Raw genomic sequence first — 26,392 nt, forward strand, 5'->3', positions numbered from 1 at the left:
CCCCTCACATTCACCGATCGAACGCTATGCAAGGGCTGGCAGGATAACAAGTCGGCCGGACCGACTGGGCGATCACGTGCCATCACTCACCCGACGTAGCGGATCAGCATCCAGATGCCCATCGCGAGCATCATTACGTTCTCGGTCAGCGAGATGAACCCAAGCGGCACATTGCTGTCGCCGCCCACACAGGCACATTTCAGCTCGCGCTTGTCGATGTAAACCGCCTTGATCACAGACACCGCACCGATCCCGCCGATCACAATCGCCACCGGTGCCGACAACCATGTCAGCGCCCCCGCCGTCATCAGCACGCCTGCCAGTGCCTCACCGAAGGGATATATTTTACCGTAAGGCACCCAACGCTGCGCCAGCAAATCGTAGTTGAGAAACATTGTGGAGAACTTCTCCACGTCCTGCAGTTTCTGGATTGCCAGAATGCACATCGAGATCGAGATGAACCATTCAAACGCGCGCAGAGTAAAGATCGTACCAAAGGCCGCATAAGATACCGCCAGCGCCATCAACAGGGCCATCGCAAAGATGGCAATCACCGGGGTATAGGAGGTGTCGCTCTGTTCTGCTTCGGGTTTGTCGATCTCGAAGTGGATCCGCAGGTCATCATACCCACCGATGCGCTGTCCGGCGATAAAGGTTTGTGGCGTAGTCTCGACGTTATGCTCGGCCTTGAATGCTTCGGTTTCCTCGCGGGTGGTCAGGTGGTGATCCTCAACCTTAAACCCCCGCCGCTCCAAAAGGTCTTTGGACTTCAACCCATAGGGGCACATGTGCTCGGTCATCACCATCCGGTAAAGGGTGGCAGTCTTCTCTGATGTGGAAGGTTGCGGCGGGTTGGTTGATGCAGTGGTCATGACGTCCCCTATTCTTTGGTACTGTAGCTTTACGGCACAAATAGCTGGCTTGGTTTGCCAGCCCTCAGACTCTCTTATTTGCTAAACGCTCTTCCTGCGTAGGAAGGTTCCGAAATACAGCATTCGGGCGACCATTGCCTTTTTTACGCCTCACTCCAGATTGAGCGATGACGACTTTCGGCTGGTCAACATCCGCGAAATCTGCCGAATGCCTTAATATAAAGTGATAATTCCCGTTGCGAGAGAAACACCGAGGTCACAGATCGAAACAGTTTGTTTCCGACAAACTCGGTAAAATTAGGCGAAAATGTGGTACCAATTGGGCAGGGTCGTAACTCCCTTGGGCGAGTCCCATATACGATTGGGTAGGTTGCGAAGCGATTTAAGTGCCTGCCGCTAACGTGAAAAGCAGCAGGTTAGAAGTGCGGGGTCGCTGTTATCGACCCGGGGCCACTACGCGGCCGTTACAAGTACCCTTCCGGCGCGGGTCTGCGCGCGAGGGGCGTTAAGAATTACGATGAAACCCTTGGAGGGTTAGCATGAAGAAGTTTTCTCCGGATGCGCCCGATTACAGCGTGTTTGATATGTCCCTAAGGTCCACCGATCTGGACTTTGCAATGCCTATGGGCGCGTCCGTCGGCCTGCGCAGACCCGCGCCAAGTGTTGTCTGGGAAGCTGCTTTGGCGCGCAAATCCGCACGCGCCGCGAAAACGCGCGACGGGATATACCGCCAGTTTTTCAAGCGCGCCTTTGACCTTACCTTGATTGCGGTAAGCCTGCCGATCGTTGTGCCCCTCGTCGCGCTATTTGCCCTCGCGCTTTGGCTGGAGGGCGGTGCTGCGTTCTATACCCAGCGCCGCATCGGTCGTCACGGCAAGACGTTTTCGATCCTGAAGCTGCGCACGATGGTGCGTGATGCTGACACGGTACTGGAAACCTATCTGGCCGCCGACCCTGCCCTGCGTCAGGAGTGGGACTCGATGCAAAAGCTGAAATCCGACCCACGTGTCACACCTGTCGGCCGCTTGCTGCGCGCGACATCGCTCGATGAATTACCGCAGCTTTTCAACGTCCTGCTCGGCGACATGAGCCTTATCGGTCCACGCCCGATGATGCTGAACCAAGCGACGCTTTATGGCGACAAACGCGCCTACGAGGCCCTGCGCCCCGGTATCACCGGACTGTGGCAAATCTCTACACGCAACAACAGCCGCTTTGCTTATCGCAACGAAGTGGATGCCGCTTATGAACGGTCGCTTACCTTCGGCACCGATCTCACAATTTTGATCCGCACGGTTGGCGTGGTTCTGCGTCGCACAGGATATTGACCGATGATCCCCTGCCCGACCGCAACAAAAAAGTTTACTCTGCACCAATGCCCAAAATGCCCAACTCCAAAAAGCGAAAGGCCGATGCCATGAAAGACAGCTATCTGTCCGACATACCCGAGGGTGATATGCCTTTCGATCTGAGCACCTTGGAAGGGATGCGCCACAGCATTCGGCCACGGCGTGCGCATCTGGATCAAGCCGACGTGCGTCTTGATGCCCCTCAGCTCGACGAACGGGACGTTTTCAACGCTCTAGAAGCCCCGGCAATCCGGAGCCGATCGACGCGCATCGACGACCCTCTGAGCCATGCCGAGCGCATCGCCCGCTGGGAGGACCTCGACATTGAGGAACCAGGTGCAAACCGCGCACGTAACACGGCGATGCCTGTGGCCGATGCTGACCGCGATACCGCAACCGCGCGTGCCTTTGACCTGCTGCGCACAAGATTGCGGCAGACGACAAAGGAACACGGCTGGCGCAATATCGCGGTGACTGCGCCGACGCGCGGCTGCGGCAATACCTTTACTGCGGTGAATCTTGCGCTGGCGCTCAGCAGAGTTGAAGGTTCGCGCACTATTTTAATGGACTTGAATTTGCGCCACCCCGGCCTTGCCGATGCCTTTGACATGCATCCGCGCCACAACATGCGCGACTTCCTGTCAGGTGGTTTGGCACTTGAAGATCATCTCGTGCGCCTCAGTGATACGCTGGCATTGGGCCTGAACGACACTGCCGACAATTCCCCCGCGGAAGTGCTGCAAGGCGCCGCGACAGCGCACACTTTGAATCGGATGACCGCCGCATTAACGCCCGATCTGGTGATCTACGACATGCCGCCGATGCTGGCCCATGATGACGTTTCTGCCTTCCTGCCGCAGCTTGACGGGGTGCTGCTGGTCTCGGACGGAACCCAGACGATGGCACGTCAATTGGTTGAATGTGAGCGGCTGCTCGAAGGTCAGGTGCCGCTTTTGGGGGTAGTTCTGAACCGCGCACGCCGCTCCAGCATTCCTGATTACAGCTGATCCGATGATCGTTTGAACCTGTTGAATTCAACGGCCTTGCCCTATTATTACCAAATTGTGCTGCTTAACACGGTCGGGCACAGGTGCGGATCGACCGCGCTACGCACCGCGATGGGCATAATGCTATGGGAACGACAGGCTGATGGGTCCAATCTATTCGCTCGATGATTTTTTAGACATGGTCCGCCGTCGGGCCGTGTTGATTGCGTTCGTCATATTTGCAGGCTGCATCGCCTCGGTGCTCTGGGCGCTGTCCAAGCCCCATCTCTATTCGTCGTCCGAAGTCATCCAGATCGAACAGCCAAAAATTGATAGCGCGCTGGCCCCGACCACAGTCGCGGGCTCTTCTGCGCGACGTTTGCAGCTCATCCAGCAGCAATTGATGGCCCGCAGCACCTTGCTTGAGATTATCGCGAAATACGATCTTTACGACAATCTAACCGCTCTGCGCCCCTCGGAAAAAGTTGATCTGCTGCGCCGTTCCGTCACCATCACTGGCGTCGCGGCGGCCCGTGAAGGCTTTTCAGAGGATGGCACGATCTCGGTTCTGACGATCACCGCAGAAATGGACAGTGCTGTGCGCGCGCAAGCTGTGGCGCATGAAATCGCAGACCGTACCCGCGCCCTCTCCGCAGAACAACGTACCAGCCAGACCCGTGAAACGCTCGACTTCTTCTTGCGGCAAGAAGAAAACCTCAGCCGTGATATCGCTAATCTTGAAGGTGAACTGGCGACCTTCCGCGCCGAAAACGATCTTTCCATCGAAGGCAGTCTCAACTTCCGCCGTGCAGAAGTGGCCAGTCTCAACGATTCCCTGCTGGAACTGGACCGCCAGATTATCACCACCGAACTGGCCCGCACTGGCATTGACAGATCCGCACGCGCAGCAACCGTTACACGGCAGGAACGCGAGCTTGACGACCAACTTGAAAGCCTCAGAACCCAACGCGCATTGCTGGCTGAACGACGCGCAACTTTGACCGAAAGCATCGAGACGACCCCCGAGGTAGATCGCGCCTTGGCAAATTACGAACGTCGCATGGCGCAATTGCAAAGCCAGCTTGACGTCACCTCGGCCCGTCGCAACGAGGCCGAAGTCGGCTTTTCGCTCGAAACCGATGCCCGTGGCGAACGGTTAATCACCATCGAAGAAGCGCAGGTGCCGGACTATCCGATCACCATGAGCCGCAAGATACGCGCGATCATGGGCGGCGGTGCCTCCGTTCTCGCGGCACTGGTGCTGGCGCTGTTGCTAGAGTTGCGCCGCCCGGTGATCCGCACTGCCCGCCAGATGGAGCGTGAAACAGGGCTCATGCCTGTGGTCTCAATCCCCGAAGCGAAAAGCAGCAAAGCGCCGCGCCGCGTGTCTTCGCTCTGGCAGCAACGTCGCGCAGCGGGTCAAAAAGGCCGGGCCGCGCGTTTGGCGCGGCGCAACTAAACACCGCGCCGCCAATTAAACCGATGCTCTCGCCATCGCCACGATCGCATCCCAATGCAGCCAGAGCGCTGTACTCCCAGCCAATGCACCAATTGCGCCAAAGGTGAGATCGTGGCGTGGATCCCAGACTTTGTGAACGCGTGCCAGCCAGATCAACACGAGATGCGCCAGCACTAACGCGATGCCCATGCCAATCAGCGCACCGATCAATCCAAACGTGATCGCGCCAACCAGCAACAAGCCAACCTGCAAGGTAGAGCGCAAGGCTGAGTACACGAAAAACCGCCGCGAATCTCCGGCGGCCAATGCAGCCTGATCATAGGTCATGCCAATCACTTGCGACATCAATACCACCGATAAAACCACCACGATCGCGCCCGCTTCGGCAAAGCGCGGATCATAAAGATGACTGACCAGCCATGGCCCCGCAAATGCCATCACGATCAACAACCCGATGACCGCAGCGCTCAACCCATAGCGCATCCGCAACAGGCGCAGCGGATCGGCTTTCTCTCGGTAGACCGGTATCATCACCCGCCCCGTGACGTTGAGCCCAAGCAACAGCGGGAAGCTGGCTAGAAAATAGCCAATATTATAGATGCCAAAATTTTCGAGGGTCAGGAATTTACCCAAGACCGCCTTGTCGCCCTGCGAGGCAAAGAACCAAAACACTGTCGAGAGGAATATCCATTTGCCGAAATGGACCAGCTCGGTCACGGCGGCGCGTTCCCAACGAAAGCGGTTGCTTGGCCCCGGCAGGAACAGATGCGTCAAGGCGAGCTTTGCCACTGCGCCGATCACCCCTCCGACGACTAAAGCCGCCACTGACTGAAACGCCAGCGCCAGCGCGACCATCGTCGCGATGCCAATGACCTGCGACAGCAAATCCAGCGCCATCAACCGCCCCATCAGCAGATGCCGATGCGCCGTTTCGATCCGCGTCGGGTTAAACCCCGCCACCACCAGCGAAAGCGCCGCCATTGGCAGATATAACGTCAACTCCGTCTGGTCATAGAAAAGCGCCACCGGATACGCCAGTGCACAGGCGGCAAGCCACAGCCCAAAGCCGCGCCCGACCTGAATGGTCCAGGCAGTATTGAGAAAATCGGGATCATCGCCGCGCTTGCTTTGCGCGATGGAGGGGGCAATGCCCACGTCCGAAAAAAGGGTCAGCCCCACAGTGACAACGCTTATCAACGCCATCAGACCAAAGGCTTCGGGGAACAGCAACCGCGTCAGGATCAGGTTAGAGGCCAACCGGATCGCCTGACTGGCGCCGTAGCCCAGCACGATCCACGAGGCCGACCGCGCCACCCGCGCCATCAGACGATTGTCACCAAGCAGGTGGAGCATACGCGCGAACACTTTTGAAAAACTGCCTCACTGCCTTGTTCGGGTCAGGTTATCGCCTTGCCCGCGCAGGCACCAGCCGCAACGGTTGATCGCGGGTCATGCGGGGGCTTGCCGCGAAAGAAATACACACCAATGCGACACCCACCTTGGCCCAGGGCCGAAACCCTGTGGTCAAAGCCGCTCACGACCGCCAAGATAGCGCGCGGCCTGCTGCTCCGACCTCTAACCCAGCTTTGGATATCAAAACGTGAAGATCGGCTATATTCTCAACACCTATCCGCAACCCTCGCAGAGCTTTATTCGCCGCGAAATCCGCGCGCTTGAGGCGCAGGGCCATGAGGTGTTGCGCTTTGCCATGCGCCCCAGCGCCGAAAAATTGGTCGACGCGCAAGACCTCAGCGAGGCGGCAAAGACCGAGTATGTGCTCTCGGAGGGCGGTGCGACTTTGGCCCGCAGCGTTTGGGAGACCCTGCGCCAAGATGCGTCTGGATGGGCTGAAACCTTGCAGGCGGCGTGGCGTCTGGGGGCAGCATCCGAGGTCGGCCGCCTGCGCCATCTGATCTATCTCGCCGAAGCCTGCTTTGTCGCCCAACGCGCCCGCGCCGAAGGCATCACCCATCTACACGCCCATTTTGGCACCAACGCCGCCACCGTGGCGATGCTGGCACATATGCTGGGCGACCTGCCCTATTCCTTTACCGTGCATGGCCCCGAGGAATTTGACAGTCCGCGTGCCTTGTCGCTGGGCACCAAAATCCACCATGCCGCCTTTACCGTCGCGATCAGCCAGTTCGGGCGCAGCCAATTGTGCCGCTGGGCCGCCCCGGTTGATTGGGCGCGGATTAAGGTCGTGCATTGCGGTATTGAGCCTGCCCGTTTTCCTGCGCCCGCACCGTTCCCGAAAGGCCCGCGCCGCGTGGTCGCGATTGGCCGGTTTGTTGAACAGAAGGGCCAGTTGGCACTGATCGAGGCTCTGGCGCAGGCTACCGCGCCGCTGCATCTGACGCTGATTGGCGATGGAGAGATGCGCCCAATGATTGAAGCGCGCATCAAATCTCTCAGACTGGCTGAACGCGTGACGCTGACAGGCTGGGTCGATGAGGCCCGCGTGAAAGCCGAACTCGACAATGCGCATGCGCTGGTCATGCCAAGCTTTGCCGAAGGTCTGCCGATGGTGGTGATGGAGGCAATGGCCGCCGGCCGCCCCATCATCTCGACCCTGATCGCGGGCACGCCTGAATTAGTGCAGGATGGCACCTCGGGCTGGTTGGTCCCCGCTGGCGATGCAGATGCCTTAGCACAAGCGCTTGAGAAGTTGGTTAAAGCGCCCTTGGCAAAGTTGGAAAAAATGGGCGCAGCGGCACGCGAACGCGTGTTGGCGCGCCATGACGTGGCGATAGAGGCCGCCAAGCTTGCCGACCATATGCGCGGCTAAAAACGGGCCGAGTTTAGCGGCCCCGCACCCAACGATCCTTACTGCGCAGCACCGGCAGGAAAATCGCCAGCCGCACCGCGGCAAAGACCCCGAAGGCCAGAGGATCGCGCAGCGCCCGTTGCCAGATCGGCTTAGTCCGGTCGTGGCTGTCGTCGTTGGTTATTAACTCGGGGAACCGCTCTTCGATCTCGGCCACGCCGACATCTTGCCGCCGCCGCACCCGTACCAAGGGCGCAAAGCCTTCGATCATCGGCCAATTATAGGTGGCGGAGACCGACAGGCGTTCTTCGGGGGCGAAGTTCAGCCGCGCAAAAGTATCGTCCGAGATGATATCGGGCCAAGCGCCCCAGCGCGTGCGCCCCGCACGGTTCATCGCAAATACTCCAAAGCCCGGCACCCCGTGGACCATGAAAGGGGTCGTGCGCCAGAACCGCGTATAATGCCGCGTCACGGCGCTATGGGCCGTGGTCACGCGCGGCCTACCGCTGGCATAGCGCGGCAAATCGGTATCAAGCGCGGCGGCGATTTGCGCGATCAACGGCGGAGAAACGTGCACATCAGCGTCCAGATAGATCAACACATCGCCGATGGCCGACAACTCCCCCGCATTCCAAGCTTTCAGCTTACCGCCTTCGGGCAGATCCAGCACGGTATAGCGCCACCCCTTACTCTCGAACCGCGTCGCGAACCCGCGCGCAATATCAGCGGTATTGTCGCTGCAGCCATTGGCGATCACGATGACCTGCACCTTATTGGGCACAGGCTCCGAAGCGAGCATCGCCTCCAGACAATCGGGCAACCAAGCGGCCTCATCATGGGCGGGGATCAGCACGCTGACTTGTCTCATCGGAAATTCACCAAAGCGTCCCAACGCGGATTTTCGTCATCCAGATGGCGCAGCGCCCCCCAAGAGCCCCATTTTGTCGGGGCGTATACGTCAGAAAAAGCATTAAACAATTGCCCGCCAATGGCCTGCCATCCGGTCAGCAAGGTGCCGTAAAGGGCACCCATTTCTGCGGTGTAATTGAAATGGTGGAAGAAGTCTGTCAGCGCTTGGTTATCCACCATCGGCCCAAGACCCACGACATGCGTGCCGCCCTCATACATGATCAGATCAAGCCCCTGTGACCGCGCCACAGCAGCATGATACGGCCAGACGCGGCCAATCAGATCGGTTAGGGTATCGCTTGTATTTCCGCTGACCGATCCGTCCTGTAGCTCCTGCGCGGCGATCTTTGTGGCATGGTCATATCGGTGATCGGCGATGTAAGCCGTCGCGGCCTCCGCCTCCAACCCGTCGGCGCTGGCCTGTGCACGGGCCTGCGCCAGGCTTTCCGCAAGCCAGCCCGCAACAGTGGCCTGCCGCTCCTCCAGCCCCAGAACACCGCCGAAATAACCACTGACCGCATAGGCATCAAACGCACTCGCCGGTGCGGTGGTCCCTTCGGCCGTGGCCAGCGGCGCGGAAAGGATATCAACCTCCAACCCCATCCAGCCGGTCTGGGTCGCGATCACATTGATCAATCGGGCCTCGGCATGCTCGCCAAATACCTCAGACCACAGCCGCGCTATTTCGGCGGCGCGCACCCCATATAACTGCATCCATTTGTTTTTTTCATCCCAGCGCGCGCGGGCCTGCTCATCGGCCCAACGCGCCTGTCCAAACTGCCAGTTCCAAACCTCGTTGGAGAATTCGACATAGGCTTTCAGGCGCGGATCAAGATTTGCCTCAACGGTCTGTGCAAAGCTCCGCGCGTAACCATCATCGGCCAGATGGGGCATATTAAACCACGCATCCATTTCAAGCTCATTGGCCAGCGCCACCAAAACCTCGACCGGCACACCCTTGCGGGCATAGGTCATATCGGCGGGTTTGGGGCGATCCTCCCACCGCGACTGGCTGCTATCGTTTGTCGCCATCCAATCCATAAAACGCAGGGCGCGAAACTGCCCGATCCGGCGGGTCCAATCGGGGTTGAACAGCGCGCCTGCGTCAAAGCGTTCGGCGTTCTCGGCCTTGACCACTGTAATATTGCGCGGCGGGTCAGTGACGTTAATGCGCTGAACACGGATGTCGACGCTCCCCGGACCGGGTTCATAGTCAAAGGTGATCTCGCCTTTGCCGTAACGCACACCGCTCGCCCTCCCGGCCACTTCGATCACGCCCGTTCCCTCAAAGCGTAGACGGTAGCGCCCCACTAACGATACCGCCTCGGCAGGCATGTCGGTCAAAATCAAGGTGCCGATGCTGCTCAAGCTGCGCGGCATTTTCACGGGCCAGCCATCGGCATCGAGATACCCGCCTGCCTCCAGCTCCTCGATTTCCATGCCACCAAAGCGTGAAGGTTCATGGCCAAGCCATGGGCGAGCGGTCTTCATCACGTCTAGAAACGGCTGTTCAACGCTCCAGTCGGCAACGCCGGCAAGGCCAATCGCGACATCGCGGGTGCCCGCAACCGCGTCGGGCGGGGTCTGCGTCAGATCAATCGCGGGGGTCTTCGGAGCGTCAGGAGCCGGCGTCAAGGCGTTCGCATTGGCAGCTGCCGCAGCGGTCTTTTCAACTGGGGGCACATCTGCGCCAGACACAGGGGCTGGCGGCGGTATCGGCCAGACCCGCTCACCCTGATAGGCCCGTACCGCATCCCAAGCGACACGCTGCAACTCCCGCGCCAAATCTTCGGACGGGGTATCAAATGCCTTGCCCCACCGGTTTCTAAAATCCGTCGGCAAGCCCTGCGGGTCCTCGCCTGTCAGCACCGCGTATTGCACCATCGCAACGAAGTAGTGGCCTTGATCATTAAGGTGAATATCATCACTGAACAGCGCCGAGATATCCGCAAGCTCTGCGACTCTGCCCGCGCCGATTTCATCAAAGAGCCGCGCCATCGCTTGGCCTGCGGGGATCAGTTCAATGCTGGCGGTATCGATCCGGTTGCCCTCGGCCACAGCTTCGACAATGCGCTCCCATGCGGGCAAGTCCTGATCGAGCCGCAGCCGCCACGGGATACCAGCGTTATCATCGTGCTCAACAGCCTCCCCCGTGCCGCTTTTCAGGCTGTGCCAAGTTTCTTGGAGATAGACCTTGGCGTCCGGATTGGCCAAAGCCGCGAGGCCAAAAAACGCTTGCGCATAGACCTCGGTATCTGACCACTGCGTGTGGTTGGCCAGCGGTATCGCCTCGGTCAGGATCAGGTGAGAGATGCCGGCGGAGGGCAACACCGCACGGGCATCGACCCCTTCGGCCTCATGGGAATGCTCCCAGTTATAGCTGAGCGGCGCACCGTTGATGATCTGGGCCTGAACCGTGCCCTCGCCTTGTCCAGCGCGCAAAGCTTCTTGCAACATGTCGGGGCCGGTTTGACCGAACAGGCTGTGTCCAACCATTAAAACGGCAAAGGCAGCGGCAAGCGGGTTCACGCGGCCACCCCGGTTTCGGGCATCTGCGTGACCACCTGCCAAACGGTGCGCTGCATCAACGCCGACGCCGCGGCCGAAGGCGCAACAGCAGCGGTGCCGTCAGCGCGGCGCAAAGCAAAAGGCAAACCTCGGGGATCGCGGTGATGGATTACAGCGTAATGTGTCAATGCCACGAGATAGGCTCCCAAGTCGTTAAAATGAATGGTGTCCGGCATTCCATCTTCCGCTTTCGCGAAAAGGTCATGCAGGCTGCTAATCCCTTCAACCCCGCCTGCACGCTCCACCGCACGCACAAACGCAGCCATCACCTGTCCAGCGGGGATCAGATGGATCGGCGCGCCTGTGGCACGCATTGCCGGATACTTCACCGCGCCCTGCCAATAGGCAGGCAGATCATGCTCGATACGGGTCATCCAACCATCGGCATCATTGGTGTGGTGCCACGTCTCATACAGGTAAATGCGGGTTTCAGGGTTGGCGTCCTGCGCCAATGCAGCCCAGCGGGTGAGGTATTCGGCGCTGTCGTGATGGCGGATCGCATCGCGGATTTCGACCATTTCGGTGAGTACCACCGCATCATACTCCCCCGAACCGATGGCTTCATGGGCATCGCGGAAATGAGGGTGGGCATTTTCCTGCGCGAAGCCTTGGATCACCGCTCCCGGCTCCCAATGCTGTTTCAACGAGGTGCCCCAACCCAACTGGCTGTGATAGCGATGCGCAGGGCCGCAAAGTTGTGCCAGCATCGCGGGCATGTCACGCCCGACCAGCGAATGACCCAGATGGAACACTTGCATCGCCGCCTCTGGTTTGGTCAGCGGATTGGTATAGAGCGCCTGCATCTGCCTCCGCGTCACCAATCGGTTGACCGGCCCGTAGGCAAGGCCCGCGCCCGCAGCTGCGAGGCAGGCCAGAGCGAGGCCTCGGGTCAGTGGCGGCATGTCAGCTCCCTTTGACCCCACCCTGCCCAATCACCACTGTGGTGACAAGGTGACCTGCCGCGCGACCAAAGCATCCAAGCAAGCTGTCGCCGACGGCGAAGCAACCAGCGGGTTTGATAAAGGTCGCGGTGAAGCGCTGCGCCGCAAGATTTAGGCTGATATCAAGGTGGTCAAAGCCGAACAGCAAGCCCGTGCGCGGATATTGCGCCTTATAGGCGGCTTCCTTCGCGGCAAAGATTAGGGTGGCGCGTTCCAGCCTCTCCGGCCCTGCGATCCGCGCCACTTCCTCATTTGAACAGATTGTAGCAACTAAATTGGAGTCCATCGGGCTGTCAGGCTCCAGATCAACACCCAGATCATAGGGGGCAGCAGTCACTGCGGCGATACAGAGCAAGTTCGAATGAGAGATACTGCCGCGCCAGCCTGCGGGCCATTGGGGGGCGCGGTCCTCTCCCGCAGGGATGGCGGTTTGCGGGCCACCAAGCGTTGCCAGCGCACGACGCGCCATATGCCGCCCCGCCGCAAACTCGGCGCGGCGCGCGGCGGTTGCGCGGCCAAGATGCGCATCTTCATGCGGCATCAATATCGGCTGAGCGGCGCGCGGATCACAGACCTGCACGGCAAACTCTGGCCCCAACATCTGCGCCGTCAGCGCGTGCATTTGCGCGCAAGGGTCGGACGCACGGCTTGTCATCAGCTGTCCGTACGCGCCCGACCGGCCCGCATCATGCGGCGTTTCGACATGGTTTCCGTCTTCGCAGGCTCTGTCGCGGGGATGGGCTCAGGCACGGTGACAGCCTTACCTTGCGCCTTATCCAGATGCGCCGCCAATGTTTCGAGCGTGGGAAAACGGAAGATATCCGTGATCGACAAACGGTCTGCACCGAGGGCGGCACGGATATCCCGGTGCGCTTGCACGGCCAGCAGCGAATGTCCCCCCAAAGCAAAGAAGTTATCCTCGCCGCGAATATCAGCCACCCCCAAAAGCGCCGTCCAGACTTGGGCAATCGAGGCTTGGGTCTGGCTGGCAGGGGCTGTGGTGGCAGCAGCTCTGGCAGGCTTGCGGGCTTCGGGCGCAGGCAGTGCCTTGCGGTCGATCTTTTTGTTAGGGGTCAGCGGCATGGCGTCCAACACCACTAGCTGCGCAGGCACCATAATTTCCGGCAATTGTGCGGCAAGGCTACGCTTGGCGGCCGCGGGGTCGAATGTCGCTGCCGCAGTCACATAGCCGACCAGTTGCGCACCTCCAGCCGTATCGCGCGCGATCACAACAGCTTGGGTCACACCTTGGATCTCGGCCAAGCGGGCCTCAATCTCTCCCAGCTCGATCCGGTGACCGCGAATTTTTACCTGCGCATCGACGCGGCCTTTGAAATGCAGCACGCCCGCAGCATCCCAAGTAGCCAGATCGCCGGTCCGGTAAAGCTTTCCAGTACCGAAAGGATTTTCGACAAAACGGTCTGCGGTCATTTCATCCCGCTTGAAATATCCTTTGGTGACCCCATCGCCTCCGATCAGTAATTCACCTGTTGTCCCAATAGGTTGTGGGGCCAAATTCGTGTCGACGACATAGACCTGCGTATTGACAATCGGCGTGCCAATCGGCGTCGTGTCAGCCTTTGCATCCGTCACCACATGGGTGGTCGACCAAATCGTTGTCTCGGTCGGACCATACATGTTTTGCACCTGCGCGCCGCTCCGCGCTTGCAAAGCGCTGACAAGCGTTCCGGGCAAGGCTTCGCCGCCGACCATCAGGTGCTTTACCTTTGCCAAAGCCTGCGCGGCCTCGTCGTTGGTCGCCAGCATCTGCGCCATTGATGGCGTGCATTGCAAATGCGTCACGTCGTGGCGGATGATCTGTGCAGCAAGAGAGTAGTCATCCTGCGCCAGTTCAACTCTCCGGTTGGCCTGTGCCAAAACCTCGGCCAAGGGCTCAAGCCCTGCCAATACCGTCTCTACGGCAATGCCGTAGTCGATCAGGCAGGCAATCTCGTCCACGCCGATGCGGCGCAGCTGTTCGGTGCGCGCCAGCCCTTCAGCCACCGTGCCGAACATACCGCTGTCGTTGAAATAGCGCTGGAAGGCGAAGTCGAGGATCGCATCCATTTCCTCTTCCGACAGACCCTCGAGGTCGATCTCGAACGGATTGGTCGCACCTTCCGGCTTCTTGAAAGCTGGAAACGCCCAAGCGTATTGCTTGATCAGCCCCGCAGCCGACCGCAGGTAGTCTTTCATCGGTTCGCGCGCAACCGCTTCGGCGGCCTCGCGGGTCTCGGCCAGATAGGTGTGCAACATCACCGTGACCTTGTGATTTGCGGGGTCGTGGCCCGCGGCACGCAGGGCTGTGTGGTAAATCTTGATCTTCTCCGCAACTTCATCCACCGACTGGCCTAACAGGTGGGTTAGCACGTTCGCGCCAATCTCACCGGCCTCTTTCCAGGTTTGCGGATTGCCCGCAGTGGTGACCCAGATCGGCAACACCTTTGACACAGGGCGCGGCTGGGTGACGACAGCAAAGGGCGTGCCATCCTTGGTGGGAAACTCCACCGCTTCACCAGCCCATAGCTTGCGCAACTGGTCAATCGCCGCATACATCGCGGGCTTGTTTTCGGGCGGCGTGTTTTCAGGCCGCAGCACAAAATCATCCGGCTGCCAGCCGCTGGCGATTGCCAGCCCGACGCGCCCGTTGGTCAGGTTGTCGATCACCGCCCATTCTTCGGCGATACGGGCGGGATGGTGCAGCGGCGCCACGCAGGAACCTGCGCGCACGTCGATATTTTTCGTAACTGCCGCGACTGCTGCGCCCGTCACCGACGGGTTTGGATAGGGGCCGCCAAAGGCATGGAAATGCCGCTCCGGGGTCCAGACCGCGTTAAAGCCATGGGCGTCAGCGAACTTCGCACCTTCCAACAAAAGCTCGTATTTCTTAGGGCCGACCCCATCGTCATTGCCCCAGTAAAAGAGGTTGAAGTCGATGTGCTTGCCGGCACTCGCCACCGGACCGTTCGATACCAATGTGCGGCTGTCATCGCCCGCCAGCACCAGTTTGAACCCGCGTGACAGCGTCCAGAACAGCTCCAGCACCGAGATATCAAAACTCAGCGAAGTAACGGCGAGCCAGACCGCGCCATCGGTGTGATCAATGCGATCATCCATTCCGGCAAAGAAATTCGCCACATTACCGTGGCTGACCATCACGCCCTTGGGCGTTCCGGTTGAGCCGGAAGTATAGATCAGATACGCCAGATCATCCGCCGCCGCTACTGGCGCGGGATTTTCCTGCGAAGCGGCTGCAAGCTGGGGGTCACTGTCTAGCTCCAGTACCTTTGACGCGTGGGAAGGCAGTTGATCCGCCAACGCCGTTTGGGTCACAATAACGGGCGCAGCACTGTCGGCGATATAATGGGCAATCCGGTCCGCCGGATAGGCTGGATCAAGCGGCAGATATGCGCCCCCCGCCTTAAGAATTCCCAGCGTCCCGACCAGCATTCCGGTGCCGCGTGCGCAGAGCAAGCCGACGGGCGTGCCAGCCACCACCCCCATGTCGCGCAGGCGATGCGCAAGCTGGTTGGCGCGGGCGTTCAACGCGCTGAAACTGAGGCTCTCACCCTCGCAGACCAAGGCCGTGGCATCGGGGGTGCGGGCGACCTGTGCCTCGAAAGCGGCATGGATCGTGACCGGATCATAGTCCTTTTGCGTGTCGTTCCAGTCCGAGATCTGGCGCTGTGCTTCATCTTGCGGCAAGGCCCAGACCTCGGCGCAAATTTCTGCAGTGGCAAAGCGGGCAAGCGCCGCCTCCACGCGCGCAGCAATCAGACCGGCGGCCTGATCCGTGAGCCGTGCCGCGTCATACCAGATACTTATGCTATCCGGACCGAGACAAATAGAAACCGCCGCCCCGTCCAAGGGTTGCGCGCCAAGGCAAAGCGCAAAATCCGGCTTGGCTGCTGGATCAATCGCCGGATCACGGGCCAGCAAATCACGGGCAAATCCGGCACTCTCGGCGGCGCGGTCAAGCTGCGCCGAAATCGCGACGGCCACATCAATGACTGGTTGTTCAGCAGCAGCATCGACCTTTAACGGCATCCACGGGGTCACTAGCGGATGCGCGGGCGATCCTGTGAAAAGCGCGAGATCACCTGCGGTCACCCCAGCCGACCGGATCGCAGCCAGCCCAATCGCCGCGACACAATCGGCGCGGACAAGGCCCGTGGGCATAGTCAACGGCAAGGTGCGCATTTCTGCAGCGGTGTTTGAGGTTTGGGCCAGCGGGACCGTCACCGGCACCATCTGCTGCAGCGCACCGCGCCAGTAGGCTTCGTCAGCGACCGCCAATTCGGGCAAGGCGGGGGTGGCAATCACCTCACCGACCTGCACTAGTTTTGTCACGTCCAGCGATTGCCCGCCCAGCGCTGTCAGCCCACGCAAGGTCACGGCAGTGGTCGCGGTGCCAAGGGTAATCGCGTCAGGTTCAAGCGCCAGAATTTCTCCGCTGGCGGCGGCGACGTCCGGCGCGACCTCGACACTGCGAACGCGCAGTAGTGTGCCGTTCAATGTGATCATCGGCAGGGCCAGCGGGTTCCAATGGTCGCCAAAATCTAGCGCCCGCGCCTGAGCAGACAGCGCCTCGGCGGCCATAGTAAATTCGAGCAGCCCGTTGCCCGCAGGCCGCGCGTCACGCTCAAAATAGCTGCGCTGTTCAAGACCCTGAGGCATCCGCTCCAGTGCGCCGCTTTCAAGCTGCCCCAACACCTGCGCAAAGCTCTCCATCCCCGCGGCATAGCATTTCGAGTTGATGCTGAGGGCGGTTTCCTCCGCCGTGATCTCAACGAGAGTTTGCGCCAGAAGGTCGCCCTCATCAACGCCACCTTCGATCAGATGCCAACTTACGCCATGCTGGGTCTCGCCATTCAGGATGGCCCAAGCCGGCGTATTAAGTCCTGCATAGCGCGGCAGTGGACCGTCGTGAAAGTTGATCGCCCCGCGCGTCGGGATGGCCAGCACTGCCTGCCGGATCAGCCGCAGGTTCGCGATGCTGAGCAACCAGTCGGCCTGCACCGATCCCACGAGCGCTGTTGCCTCACGCTCCACGCGCAATCCCTGCTCCGAGGCCCAATCGCGCACCGCCTGATCAAGCGTCACGACAGCCGTGATGGTATGACCGCCCGCCAAGACCATATTGCCACAGGCGATGGTGAGCGACTCGTCTCCCATCAAAATTGCGCTGAAGGCGGCAGGATTGAAAGTGGCAGTCATAAGGTGTCCTCCGTGATGGTGCGGCGCGACATGCGCGGTGATCCATTGCGTGCAAGGCCAAGGCCGTGGCGCGTCAGATCACCTAGAAAGTGCGGGGGGTCTTGCGGCGGGCGGCCCGAAAGCACGCAGCGCAGCTTGTGGACCCCGCCCCCGGCAAGGCGTGCTGCCCATGCCAGTTTGGCATAGAGCACCCCGTGGTTTTTCGTGAAATAATGCTGGCGCGAATTGAACCAGTATTCCGGCATCCGCTGCCATTCTTTCATTCCTGTCGAGACCGAGCCGATGTGCACGGCGCGGGCCTGCGGCACGTACCAGCATTCCCATCCTGCAACGGCGGCGCGTTTGCACAGATCGGTTTCCTCGAAATACAAAAAGAAAGTTTCGTCGAATAATCCGATGTCGCGCAGCATACTGCCGCGCAGCAGCACCGAGGCTCCGGCAACCCAATCCACGCGCGTGGTGGTTTCGGGCAGGTCAGGCGCCACAATCGCATGGGATAGCACGCGGGAGACCACCCCGATCCGCGCCGCGCCCTCGAATTCCCCCGCGACGGAAGGAAACCGGAACGCGGTGGTGTGGGGCAGGTCATCACTGCCCCGCACATGGCTGCCCGCCAGACCTGCGCGCGGATGATCCGCCATATGCTCCATCAAATGCTCAATGCATCCGCGATCAACAAAGGCATCCGAATTCACGACAAAAACGAAATCGGCTTCGGATCCATCGGACATGCCTGCGCGCATGCCGATGTTATTGCCCGCGCCAAAGCCGCCATTCACGGCGGAGGCGACAAGCCGCACCTGCGGCCCCCAGCCCTGATCGGCGATTGCCTGCTGCAGCACCTCCACCGAGCCATCGCTTGATGCGTTGTCTACGATGATCAACTCGGCCCCGCGCGGCATATCGGCAAGTGCTGCCTCAACGGCGCGCAGGGTCATCGCTGCGGTGCGATAATTCAGTATAACGACCAAAAGCGAGGGAGAGGTTTGCATGGTCATTCTGCTGCTGCCTTAAATCCTGCGTCGTCGATGCTGCCTTCTTGCGAGGAGAGCGCCGCCGCAATCACTTCGCGCAGTTCTTGCGCCAAAGTAATGACATTGGGTGCCAACACCATAGTGACATGGTCACCGGGCACTTCGATGACATTCAGGTTGGCGGCATATCTACGCCAGTCGTTATCCTCAAAGACATACTCGCGCTCGCTGCTGACCCACTGGCCCTGTGACACTGGCCAATATTGGTCGAGCGGCGGGCGGAAAAGCGTGATTGGGCCATCCCAGTCGTGCGTCTCATAGGCTGCTACCGCACCCAGGAAGGCCTGCTGGATTTTCACGTTATTGAACTCGGACCCAGCGGGCGCAAGTACATCGCCCCGACCCGCTGCGCGCTTTTGCATTTCCCAGTCCCAGCGGTTGCGGGCCCACTCCATCAGATAGCCCGGCCCTTTCGTGCGAATTTCTGCAATTTTGATCAACGCTTTATCACGGCGCGACAACGAGGGGCGCACAGGCAGCGGCGTATCGAGCAGCACGAGGCTCGCGACTTCTTGGCCCGCTGCCCGCAATTGTTGAGCCATCTCATAAGCAGTAATGCCACCGCCCGAATAGCCTGCGAGCAAATAAGGGCCTTCGGGCTGCACCAGACGGATCTCTGCCAGATAATCGGCAGCCGCTTCGGCGACGGTTGCATGTGGTGCGGTATCGCTGATCAACCCGCGCGCCTGCACGCCATAAACGCACCGCTCGGCACTGAACGGCAAGGCAAGGTGGCGCAGGTTCAGCACGTTACCAAACATCCCAGCGACAACAAAAACCGGGGCCGCATGCGCAGGCGGAGTCTGGTTAAGCGGCACTAGAAATTCAAAGCGGCGCTGGGGTTCTTGCTGTGAGGCTGTGCCATCTGCCTCGCCATCCTCTCCCGTGTCGCCGGTCTTTGCCGCGATCATTGCAGCACATTTGGCAATCGTCGGTGCTTCGAACAGCACCGAAATCGGGAACTCCACCTTGAACTCGCGCTTCACATTGGCAAAGAGCCGAACAGCGATCAAGGAGTGGCCGCCCAGATCGAAAAAGCTGTCCTCAACCCCGACAGGGCTGACGCCAAGCAGGCTTTCCCACATGGCGGCAAGACGTGTCTCGATGGAATTGCGCGGGGCAAGATAGGTGCCGTCGAGATCGGGCCGCTCGAAAGTCTGGCCTTGTACGCTAACATTCTGCGCCGTCTGTCCGGCCTGTGCGATCAGCCCGTCCAAGGGCAGTGAAGAAACCATAACCATAGACCGCCCGAGGCCGAGCGCACGGCGCAATGCTTCGGGTCCTTCGGCGCTGCGGATCCCTTGGCGGACCAGATAGGCGAGCCGCTCTTCGCTGGCGCTGCGGGTGTCGCTGTCGGTCTCGCTTGAATCAAAATTCACCTCTTGTGCGGTTAGCGGTGCCGTGGCTTTGAACCCTTCGGCCAGACGCTTCATTGCGAAATCGCGCACCTCGACCAGAACCGTGCCGTTACCGTCAGTAAGCGTTACATCGAAATTCACAAATCCCTCGCCTGCCGCGCCTTTCGCAAGGCGCACCCACGAGCGGATATTGGCGGGGAGCGGCGCGTGCACAAGGATCTCGCCATATGATACCGGCACCCAGAGATGCGCCGCGCCATAACCCGGGATAAGGTCCATCGCCCAGCCGGTTGCAAGGTCCATCAAGCCACTATGCAACAGATGACCTGCGTCAAGATCGCCCTGTACCTCGGCGGGGAGCGATAGCTTTGCCAACCCCTCGCTGGTGCCAAAAGCCATTTCGCGCAAGACATGCCAGCGCGGACCAAAGTTCAAATGCGCCTCCTGCGGGGAGGACAAACGACCCCCGGCCTCCGCGCCCAAGGCAGGCGCACAACGGGCGGAGATTGCGCACAGGTCAAGCGATGCAGGGCGCTGCGCGTCCAATGGTGTGAGCGTCGCTTGTGCGTGCAGCTGCCAACCCGCCTTGGATTGGAACATACAGTCGCTGCGCACTTCAGCAGCAAACCCGTCGCCCTGCGGCGTCAGCGTGATCTGGATTTGACGGCTAGCGTCCTCTGCCACTGGCAGGGCCCGCAGGAAATAGAGGTCGGTGATCGTCACCGCGCCGATGCCCTGCCCCTGCGCGGCCTCGGCCAGCATTTCGATATAACCAGTGCCCGGCATGACCATCTGGTCATCCTTGGTACGGTGCTGGTCCAGCACCCAATCGTCCTGGCTGACTTCGGCCAAATAGACCGGATGGCCATTGGTATCGGTGGTGACACCTTGCAAAAAGCCTGCGGTAAGCGGACGCACTGGCAGTGTATCGATGGCGCCATTTTGGGTCGCTTCGGCGGCCATGCCGACGTCTGCCCAGATGCCCCAGTTGACCGCACACACACGGGTTTTGCCGCCAGCACGTGACTGGGCAAAAGCATTGAGCCACGCATTTGCTGCGACATAATCTACCTGTCCCGCCGACCGTGTGGCGGTGGAAGTCGATGAAAACAGCACCATCATCTCAAGCGTGCCATCGGGCAGCAACTGGTCCAGCACCCGCAGGCCCAGAACCTTGGGCTGCAATACCGCGTCGATACCTGCATCGGTTTTAGCTAACAGCGGCGCATCGTCCAGCACACCAGCGGCATGGATCACACCTGTGAGCGAGCCGTGGCGCGCGGTGACATCTTCCACCACACGGCGCATCTGCGCGAGGTTGGCGACATCGGCAGCGAGCGTTTCCACGCTGCCTCCCAAGGGGCGCGCGATCTCTTCGAGGCGCAGAACCGCGCGGATCTGGCGGGCGGCGCGGTTCGATGCGGGCGTGTTTTCAAGATAGGTCTCCCATGTCGCGCGGGGCGGCAAAGCAGAGCGCGACAGTAACAAGACCGTCGCCTTGTGCCGCGTCAGGATATCGGCTGCAACTGTTTGACCAATGCCGCCTGAGCCGCCGGTGACCAGATAGACACCGCCATCGCGGTAGACGGGCGCATCGGCAGGCGGCAGCGCTACATCGCGGTGGCTTTGCTCGAACCGTTTGGGACCCCGGTAAGCGGCAACCGTATTCGCCGGCTGTGCCAAGAGGTCCTCAACGATCCGGTCGGTTAGATCATCACGGCCCGCCTCGATCGGGGCAACTTTGGCGAACCAGCCTTGTTTGGCGGGATTTGCTGCGGGCGCTTCAATATCGATTTGCGCACATGTGACATTGGGCATCTCGCGCGCAAATACGCCGACGGGGCCAGAGATCATCGCCTTTTCAGGATGAGCCAGCGGCTCGTTGCGCAGTTGTGCTGCACGGGTTGTAAAGACCGACAGATGCAACGGCGCGTCGTGGCCTGCGTCGGCCAAAGCCTGCGCCAACCACGTCAGGCTCCAAAAGCCCTGCTCGACGTTACGGTCAAATGGGGACGAGCCGGGACGCGGCGTATGGGCATCATCGGTGAGCCAGAAATGGGCAATCCGGTCCGGCAAATCCGCGGCTTCGACCAAGGCAGCGATCAGACGGTCATAGCCGCTGCGCCCTTCTTCGGCGGCGAGCAGATAGGCGGCATCGCCCTGACGGGAAAACGCATCGCCCGCGGTAACCGTGATAACCCGGTGACCCGCTGCCTTTAGCCGCGCGATAACCGGCGTGCACAGCCCTGCGTCATCGGCAAACACCAGCCACGACAGCGGCGCGGCGGCCAAAGCGCCTTCTATATCTGCATCGACATCGGCAAAGGCAGGGCGCCAGATCGGCACCGCGCCCCATTGTGTCATATCATCGCGACGGCTGAGCGCCACTTCCGGCGCGGCTTGTGCGGCTTTTCCGGCTTCGATGAAATAGCGGGCGCGCTGGAACTGGTAGGTCGGCAGCACCACGCGATTGCGCCGCGCCTCGCCCCATATTTGCGACCAATCAGCCTCCACGCCGCAGGCCCAAAGCCGCCCGATGACCGAGATAAAATAGGCATCATCCGCTACATTGTGATCGGGATGGCGCAGGGTCGAGACTACCTGGCCGGCCCCGACATTGTGGTTCATCTGGGTCAAAGCGTTCAGCGCTCTGCCGGGGCCGACCTCCAGAAACACTGGCTTGCGGGTGGCACCCAGCGTGCTGATGCAATCAGCGAAATTTACCGTGCTGCGCAACTGGCCAACCCAATAGTCGGGGTCTGTCGCCTGTTCGGCGGTGATTGGCGCGCCGGTGCGGTTGGACATGAAGACGAGCTCGGGCGCTTGCAGATCAAGACCTTCAAGAAAGGCGCGGTAGCGGGCGAGGATCGGCTCCAACATCCGTGAGTGGGCGGCGATGTCGATGGCGATCCGCTGCCAGTCGATGCCCGCCTCGTCAAGGCGCTGTTGCATCGCCTCCAGTGCCGCTTGCGGTCCGGACACAGCAATAAGTTCCGGCGCATTGACCGAAGCGATATCAAGATCAGCCCCTAAAAGCGGCGTGATCCGGTCAAGGCTAGCCGAAATGCTAAGCATTCCGCCCGCGGGCACGTCATCGAACAGCCGCCCACGCAACAGCACCAGATCAATCAGGTTTTCAAAGCTCATCACGCCCGCAAGACAGGCCGCAACGTTCTCGCCCATCGAATGGCCGACCATCGCAGCAGGCTTCACGCCCCAGCCCAGCCAAAGCTGCGCCAGCGCGTATTCCACAATTGCGATGAGGGGCAGCTGAACCGACGGTTTCTTCAGCTTCGCATCAGCGGCTGGCGCGTCGCCCGCCTCCGGTAACCACAAGGCACGAATGTCGTAATCAAGCTGCGGTGCCAGATGGTCCAGCCCGCGATCCATCCATTCGGCAAAGACCGGCTCGGTCTCATAAAGGCCGCGCGCCATACCGGCAAACTGCGCCCCGCCGCCGGGAAACATAAACACGACCTCGGGCTGGGCGCCTAAGCGGTCATGGGTAAATACGTGACGGGTGTCGCCATGCTCCAGCAGATCGGCGGCTTCGGCATGGGTTTCGGCCACCAGCACGCGGCGCTTATCGAACCCGCGCCGCCCGTTTTTCAAAGTATGGGCGATGTCGGCCAGAGGCTGCTCGGGGTGGGCGCGCAGATGCGCGGCAAGGGCTGCGCTATTGGCATCAAGTGCTGCCTTGGTGCGCCCCGAGATACACAAGACATGAAACGGCCAGTCGCTTTCATCCGAAGGCGCGCGCGCGGGCGCTTCCTCAAGAATGGCATGGGCATTGGTGCCCCCGACGCCAAGCGCATTGATCGCGGCGCGGCGCGGCGTGTCGCCTGCCGGCCAGTCGTGCAATGCGGCATTCACCCGAAACGGGCTGCCCTCAAAGGCAATCGCCGGATTAGGCGCCTCGTAGCCCAGCGAAGGGGGGATTTGTCGGTGATGTAATGACAGCGCCGCTTTGGCAAAGCCCGCAACCCCTGCCGCCGTATCAAGGTGGCCGATGTTGGTTTTGACTGACCCGATGCGGCAGAAATCGACCGCTTCGGTTTCGGCTCGGTAAGCTTCGGTAAGTGCTGCAACCTCGATCGGGTCCCCCAGATAAGTGCCAGTGCCGTGGCATTCGACCATGCCAATGCTCTGCGCAGCAACGCCCGCCGCATCCAGCGCCTGCGCAATCGCCGCTGTCTGCCCGTCAACCGAAGGGGCCAGATAGCCCGCCTTGGCCGCGCCGTCGTTATTTACCGCCGAGCCTTTGATGACGGCCCAGATATGATCCCCGTCTGCAACCGCATCAGACAGACGCCGCAGCGCCACCGCGCCTGCTCCCGAGCCGAAAACCGTGCCTTGGGCGCGGTGGTCGAAGGCGTGGCAATGCCCGTCAGGTGACAGGATTTCATTTTCCTTGAACTCATACCCGCGGCCTTGCGGCAACTCGATCGTCACCCCGCCGGCCAGTGCCATGTCAACCTCGCCCGCGCGCAGCGCTTGGCAGGCATAATGAATTGCCACCAAAGACGTGGAGCATGCAGTTTGCAGGTTGATCGACGGGCCCTTCAGGTCAAAGACATGACTGACACGGGTGCTGAGGAAATCCTTGTCATTGCCGGTGTGACGCAGCAAAAACATGCCGACATCCTCGACCAGATCGGGGTTGGAGCAGATGTTGAAATAGAAATAGCTGCCCATGCCGCAGCCAGCATAGACACCGACCGCGCCGGAGATGGTTTCAGGTGGGTGGCCCGCCTGTTCCATTGCCTCCCAAGCGACCTCAAGAAATTTGCGGTGCTGGGGGTCAAGGATAGCGGCATCTTTGGGTGAAAACCCAAAGAACTCGGCGTCGAAAGTGTCATATCCGTCGAGCATGGCTGCGGCAGGCACGTAATTCTTGCGCGCCATAGTGGCCGCACTTTCGCCCGCGCTTTGCAAATCAGCTGTGCTCAAGCGACGGATCGATTCCACCCCATCGCGCAGGTTCGTCCAATAGGCGTCAATCCCGTCTGCACCGGGCACGTTGACAGACATCCCGACAATCGCGATGTCATCGCTTTGAAAAAGAGGCTTCTTGGCTGTCATAGTTTCAAAGTCCACACCCCGCCCATCGCTATGTGATCGCAGGGTCCCCAATATTGCTGATATAATTACCCTCTTTCATCAGAAGAAGCGGGCAAAAGAATGGCGTTTGGGCGTGAAACATGGCATTTGAAAGGGGATTGCCCTACTTCCCGCAGATTAACGACCTGTCTGTATTAACAACCAGGCCATCTGGACGTTATTGTAGCGCTTTAAGAAACAATGTCGCGCTTTTTGGCGGAATCAACCACAGTTAGAGAGCGGTTCGTTTCCCGGTAGATTTCGGCCCAGACGTCATCACCGCCGAGGTGCGCAGCGCATGGCGCGGCGCGGTAGACACGCGCGGCATCAGCTTTTCCGCATGGCCCAATATTGCCCCCGCAACGAGCCATGTCAGCGGCGTTAATGTTGCATTCAGCAACATATCGATCATGGTGATGCCCAAGATCAGCACCAACGGCCCGACCATTGGCGACAATGCTGCATCGCTGTGGCGCTGGACGTAGCGCGCCATCAGGAAGATCGGCAGCGCTAAAAGCCCGAATTCGCAGATATACCCCAACCAGCCGAATGTACCGAAAACGATGATCCAGCGCCCGTCAGGAACCGACATGATCTGACCTGTTTCGCTATTTCGGATTAAACTACGGCCCCAGCCTCCCCAGCCAAACCAAGGTTTTTCGGCAGCCCGAACCAACAACTGTTCTTCGTTATTAAAGCGATACGCCAGAGATTCTGCACGTTCCACGCTGATCGCCTCGGCCTGAGCGAGAATGGCATCAAGCGGGACCAATCCTGCATTGCGCAACATCGGATAGCCCACAGCCACCACAGCAAAGACCAGCCCCAACCGGATTTGCCAGCGGGCCGGAACCAGCAAAACGACCGGCGTCAGCACCACCCCGTAGGCTAGCGAAGCAAGGCTTTTGCACAGCACCAGCAAGAGCGCGAGGTAGGCCATCACCACGGCCATCTTCCAACGATCCAAGGGCGCTGCCATGCGGGTCAGCGCCGTTGCCGACAGCAATGCGGTACAGACAAACAACGCCAGCCACAGCCCGTGCGGCAGGAACACAATGGGGCGAAACCCGCCATCGCGCATCATTTGCTCGAAAGAATGTTGGAAAAACCCGTAAACCCAGACGTTTATCTGCGGACTGAACCTGATCTCGATCAGCGACGGCACTGAATAGATCAATCCCCCCACCATGAGAGCCAGCAAAATCTCCCGCAGCCCGTCCTCGGAAGACAGGAACTGCCGTGCGAGCAGGAAGGGCACCAATGTGAGCAATTGCGCAAGCAGAACCGAGCCGACGTCGCGCACCGACTGCCCCGGCAGTTGATCGACAAAAAACAAAATCGGGTCGGCATTCTCCAGTACTTCAAAAATGATCGGATCGCCGTTGGTCATGACGGTCGGGATCGCGGACAGCACCAGACCTGTCACCAATAGCCGAGCACTTCGGGCTTCGGGCCAGAGCTGAACCTTTTGCTTCACTGAGAACATCAGGATTATAAGTACACTGAGGTTCGGAATTGAGACCTTGTCCAAGGCGGGCACCAGCGGCAAGTTAAACTCGGTCAGGGGCGGCAAAAACAGATACCCGCCAAGCAAAGACCAAATCAGCGCCCGCTCCAGCCGGAGCGTGCGAAACAGGACCAATGAGACCATCGGCCAGATCAGCAGCATCAAATAGGCGATCCCGTTGGGCATTACGATCCTGCGTTGAAATGGGGACTTAGGGTCTTTAGCGGCAGGAAATACCATCTGGCGGCGGCGGTGTCATCCCGCTAGGTTCGACTTAGGCAAGGCAATAGCGGATGCGAAATGACTTCTAAAGTCTTATATACTT

Annotated in this window: 14 protein-coding genes; 4 read left to right on the plus strand and 10 right to left on the minus strand. The window is 60.1% G+C overall.

All coding sequences use genetic code 11. The features are described 5' to 3' along the window. Nucleotides 1-86 precede the first annotated feature (86 nt). Nucleotides 87-806: a MauE/DoxX family redox-associated membrane protein gene (locus BM174_RS11255; protein ID WP_177209469.1), complete on the minus strand. Its 720-nt coding sequence runs from the start codon at nucleotides 804-806 to the stop codon at nucleotides 87-89. 605 nt (nucleotides 807-1,411) lie between these two features. Between BM174_RS11255 and BM174_RS11260 the strand changes: the two genes are divergently transcribed. The 3 genes from BM174_RS11260 to BM174_RS11270 all read left to right on the plus strand — a co-directional run bounded on the left by BM174_RS11260 (nucleotide 1,412) and on the right by BM174_RS11270 (nucleotide 4,666). Further along, nucleotides 1,412-2,200 carry a sugar transferase gene (locus BM174_RS11260; protein ID WP_245766337.1) on the plus strand — a complete coding sequence of 263 codons (789 nt, stop codon included), beginning with the start codon at nucleotides 1,412-1,414 and terminating at the stop codon, nucleotides 2,198-2,200. A gap of 89 nt (nucleotides 2,201-2,289) precedes the next feature. Then, nucleotides 2,290-3,228 (plus strand): CpsD/CapB family tyrosine-protein kinase, encoded by a 939-nt coding sequence (locus BM174_RS11265; RefSeq protein WP_143092447.1) that lies wholly within the window; start codon nucleotides 2,290-2,292, stop codon nucleotides 3,226-3,228. A gap of 142 nt (nucleotides 3,229-3,370) precedes the next feature. Next, nucleotides 3,371-4,666 carry a GumC domain-containing protein gene (locus BM174_RS11270; protein WP_093923960.1) on the plus strand — a complete coding sequence of 432 codons (1,296 nt, stop codon included), beginning with the start codon at nucleotides 3,371-3,373 and terminating at the stop codon, nucleotides 4,664-4,666. Nucleotides 4,667-4,681: 15 nt separating this feature from the next. Here the strand turns inward: BM174_RS11270 and BM174_RS11275 are convergent, their stop codons facing one another. Continuing rightward, nucleotides 4,682-6,019: an oligosaccharide flippase family protein gene (locus tag BM174_RS11275; protein ID WP_245766338.1), complete on the minus strand. Its 1,338-nt coding sequence runs from the start codon at nucleotides 6,017-6,019 to the stop codon at nucleotides 4,682-4,684. Between the two features lie 247 nt (nucleotides 6,020-6,266). Here BM174_RS11275 and BM174_RS11280 point away from each other — a divergent pair, with 247 nt between their 5' ends. Then, nucleotides 6,267-7,454 (plus strand): glycosyltransferase, encoded by a 1,188-nt coding sequence (locus BM174_RS11280; RefSeq protein WP_093923961.1) that lies wholly within the window; start codon nucleotides 6,267-6,269, stop codon nucleotides 7,452-7,454. 13 nt (nucleotides 7,455-7,467) lie between these two features. On the opposite strand, the gene BM174_RS11285 is transcribed toward BM174_RS11280, so the two are convergent. From BM174_RS11285 to BM174_RS11320, 8 genes are all read right to left on the minus strand, one after another. Continuing rightward, the gene (locus tag BM174_RS11285; protein ID WP_093923962.1) at nucleotides 7,468-8,301 is read right to left on the minus strand and encodes a glycosyltransferase family 2 protein; all 834 of its coding nucleotides are present in this window, start codon (nucleotides 8,299-8,301) and stop codon (nucleotides 7,468-7,470) included. Further along, nucleotides 8,298-10,871 carry a hypothetical protein gene (locus BM174_RS11290; RefSeq protein WP_425442357.1) on the minus strand — a complete coding sequence of 858 codons (2,574 nt, stop codon included), beginning with the start codon at nucleotides 10,869-10,871 and terminating at the stop codon, nucleotides 8,298-8,300. The genes BM174_RS11285 and BM174_RS11290 overlap by 4 nt, the downstream gene beginning before the upstream one ends. After that, nucleotides 10,868-11,812 carry a hypothetical protein gene (locus tag BM174_RS11295; protein WP_245766339.1) on the minus strand — a complete coding sequence of 315 codons (945 nt, stop codon included), beginning with the start codon at nucleotides 11,810-11,812 and terminating at the stop codon, nucleotides 10,868-10,870. Before BM174_RS11295 ends, BM174_RS11290 begins: the two co-directional genes overlap by 4 nt. Before the next feature lies 1 nt (nucleotide 11,813). Continuing rightward, nucleotides 11,814-12,506, minus strand: coding sequence for a 4'-phosphopantetheinyl transferase family protein (locus tag BM174_RS11300; protein ID WP_093923963.1), 693 nt, complete (start codon nucleotides 12,504-12,506; stop codon nucleotides 11,814-11,816). Beyond that, nucleotides 12,506-17,068, minus strand: coding sequence for a MupA/Atu3671 family FMN-dependent luciferase-like monooxygenase (locus tag BM174_RS11305; RefSeq protein ID WP_093923964.1), 4,563 nt, complete (start codon nucleotides 17,066-17,068; stop codon nucleotides 12,506-12,508). The genes BM174_RS11300 and BM174_RS11305 overlap by 1 nt, the downstream gene beginning before the upstream one ends. Beyond that, nucleotides 17,065-18,066, minus strand: a complete 1,002-nt coding sequence (locus BM174_RS11310; RefSeq protein WP_245766340.1) for a glycosyltransferase family 2 protein — start codon at nucleotides 18,064-18,066, stop codon at nucleotides 17,065-17,067. The genes BM174_RS11305 and BM174_RS11310 overlap by 4 nt, the downstream gene beginning before the upstream one ends. Then, on the minus strand, nucleotides 18,063-24,542 hold the full coding sequence (locus BM174_RS11315; protein WP_093923965.1) for a type I polyketide synthase: 6,480 nt from the start codon (nucleotides 24,540-24,542) through the stop codon (nucleotides 18,063-18,065). The genes BM174_RS11310 and BM174_RS11315 overlap by 4 nt, the downstream gene beginning before the upstream one ends. A 250-nt stretch (nucleotides 24,543-24,792) precedes the next feature. Further along, nucleotides 24,793-26,253, minus strand: a complete 1,461-nt coding sequence (locus BM174_RS11320; protein WP_177209466.1) for a hypothetical protein — start codon at nucleotides 26,251-26,253, stop codon at nucleotides 24,793-24,795. Nucleotides 26,254-26,392 lie beyond the last annotated feature (139 nt).

It is taken from the genome of Sulfitobacter brevis, from assembly GCF_900112755.1.
Taxonomy (GTDB): domain Bacteria; phylum Pseudomonadota; class Alphaproteobacteria; order Rhodobacterales; family Rhodobacteraceae; genus Sulfitobacter; species Sulfitobacter brevis.

Excerpts from the sequence above, each read along its gene's own strand:
- BM174_RS11295 (WP_245766339.1), bottom strand. The coding sequence starts at position 11,812 with ATGCCGCCACTGACCCGAGGCCTCGCTCTGGCCTGCCTCGCAGCTGCG.
- BM174_RS11265 (WP_143092447.1), top strand. The coding sequence starts at position 2,290 with ATGAAAGACAGCTATCTGTCCGACATACCCGAGGGTGATATGCCTTTC.
- BM174_RS11270 (WP_093923960.1), top strand. The coding sequence starts at position 3,371 with ATGGGTCCAATCTATTCGCTCGATGATTTTTTAGACATGGTCCGCCGT.
- BM174_RS11310 (WP_245766340.1), bottom strand. The coding sequence starts at position 18,066 with ATGACCATGCAAACCTCTCCCTCGCTTTTGGTCGTTATACTGAATTAT.
- BM174_RS11260 (WP_245766337.1), top strand. The coding sequence starts at position 1,412 with ATGAAGAAGTTTTCTCCGGATGCGCCCGATTACAGCGTGTTTGATATG.
- BM174_RS11300 (WP_093923963.1), bottom strand. The coding sequence starts at position 12,506 with ATGACAAGCCGTGCGTCCGACCCTTGCGCGCAAATGCACGCGCTGACG.
- BM174_RS11255 (WP_177209469.1), bottom strand. The coding sequence starts at position 806 with ATGGTGATGACCGAGCACATGTGCCCCTATGGGTTGAAGTCCAAAGAC.
- BM174_RS11275 (WP_245766338.1), bottom strand. The coding sequence starts at position 6,019 with ATGCTCCACCTGCTTGGTGACAATCGTCTGATGGCGCGGGTGGCGCGG.
- BM174_RS11315 (WP_093923965.1), bottom strand. The coding sequence starts at position 24,542 with ATGACAGCCAAGAAGCCTCTTTTTCAAAGCGATGACATCGCGATTGTC.
- BM174_RS11285 (WP_093923962.1), bottom strand. The coding sequence starts at position 8,301 with ATGAGACAAGTCAGCGTGCTGATCCCCGCCCATGATGAGGCCGCTTGG.
- BM174_RS11305 (WP_093923964.1), bottom strand. The coding sequence starts at position 17,068 with ATGACTGCCACTTTCAATCCTGCCGCCTTCAGCGCAATTTTGATGGGA.
- BM174_RS11320 (WP_177209466.1), bottom strand. The coding sequence starts at position 26,253 with ATGCCCAACGGGATCGCCTATTTGATGCTGCTGATCTGGCCGATGGTC.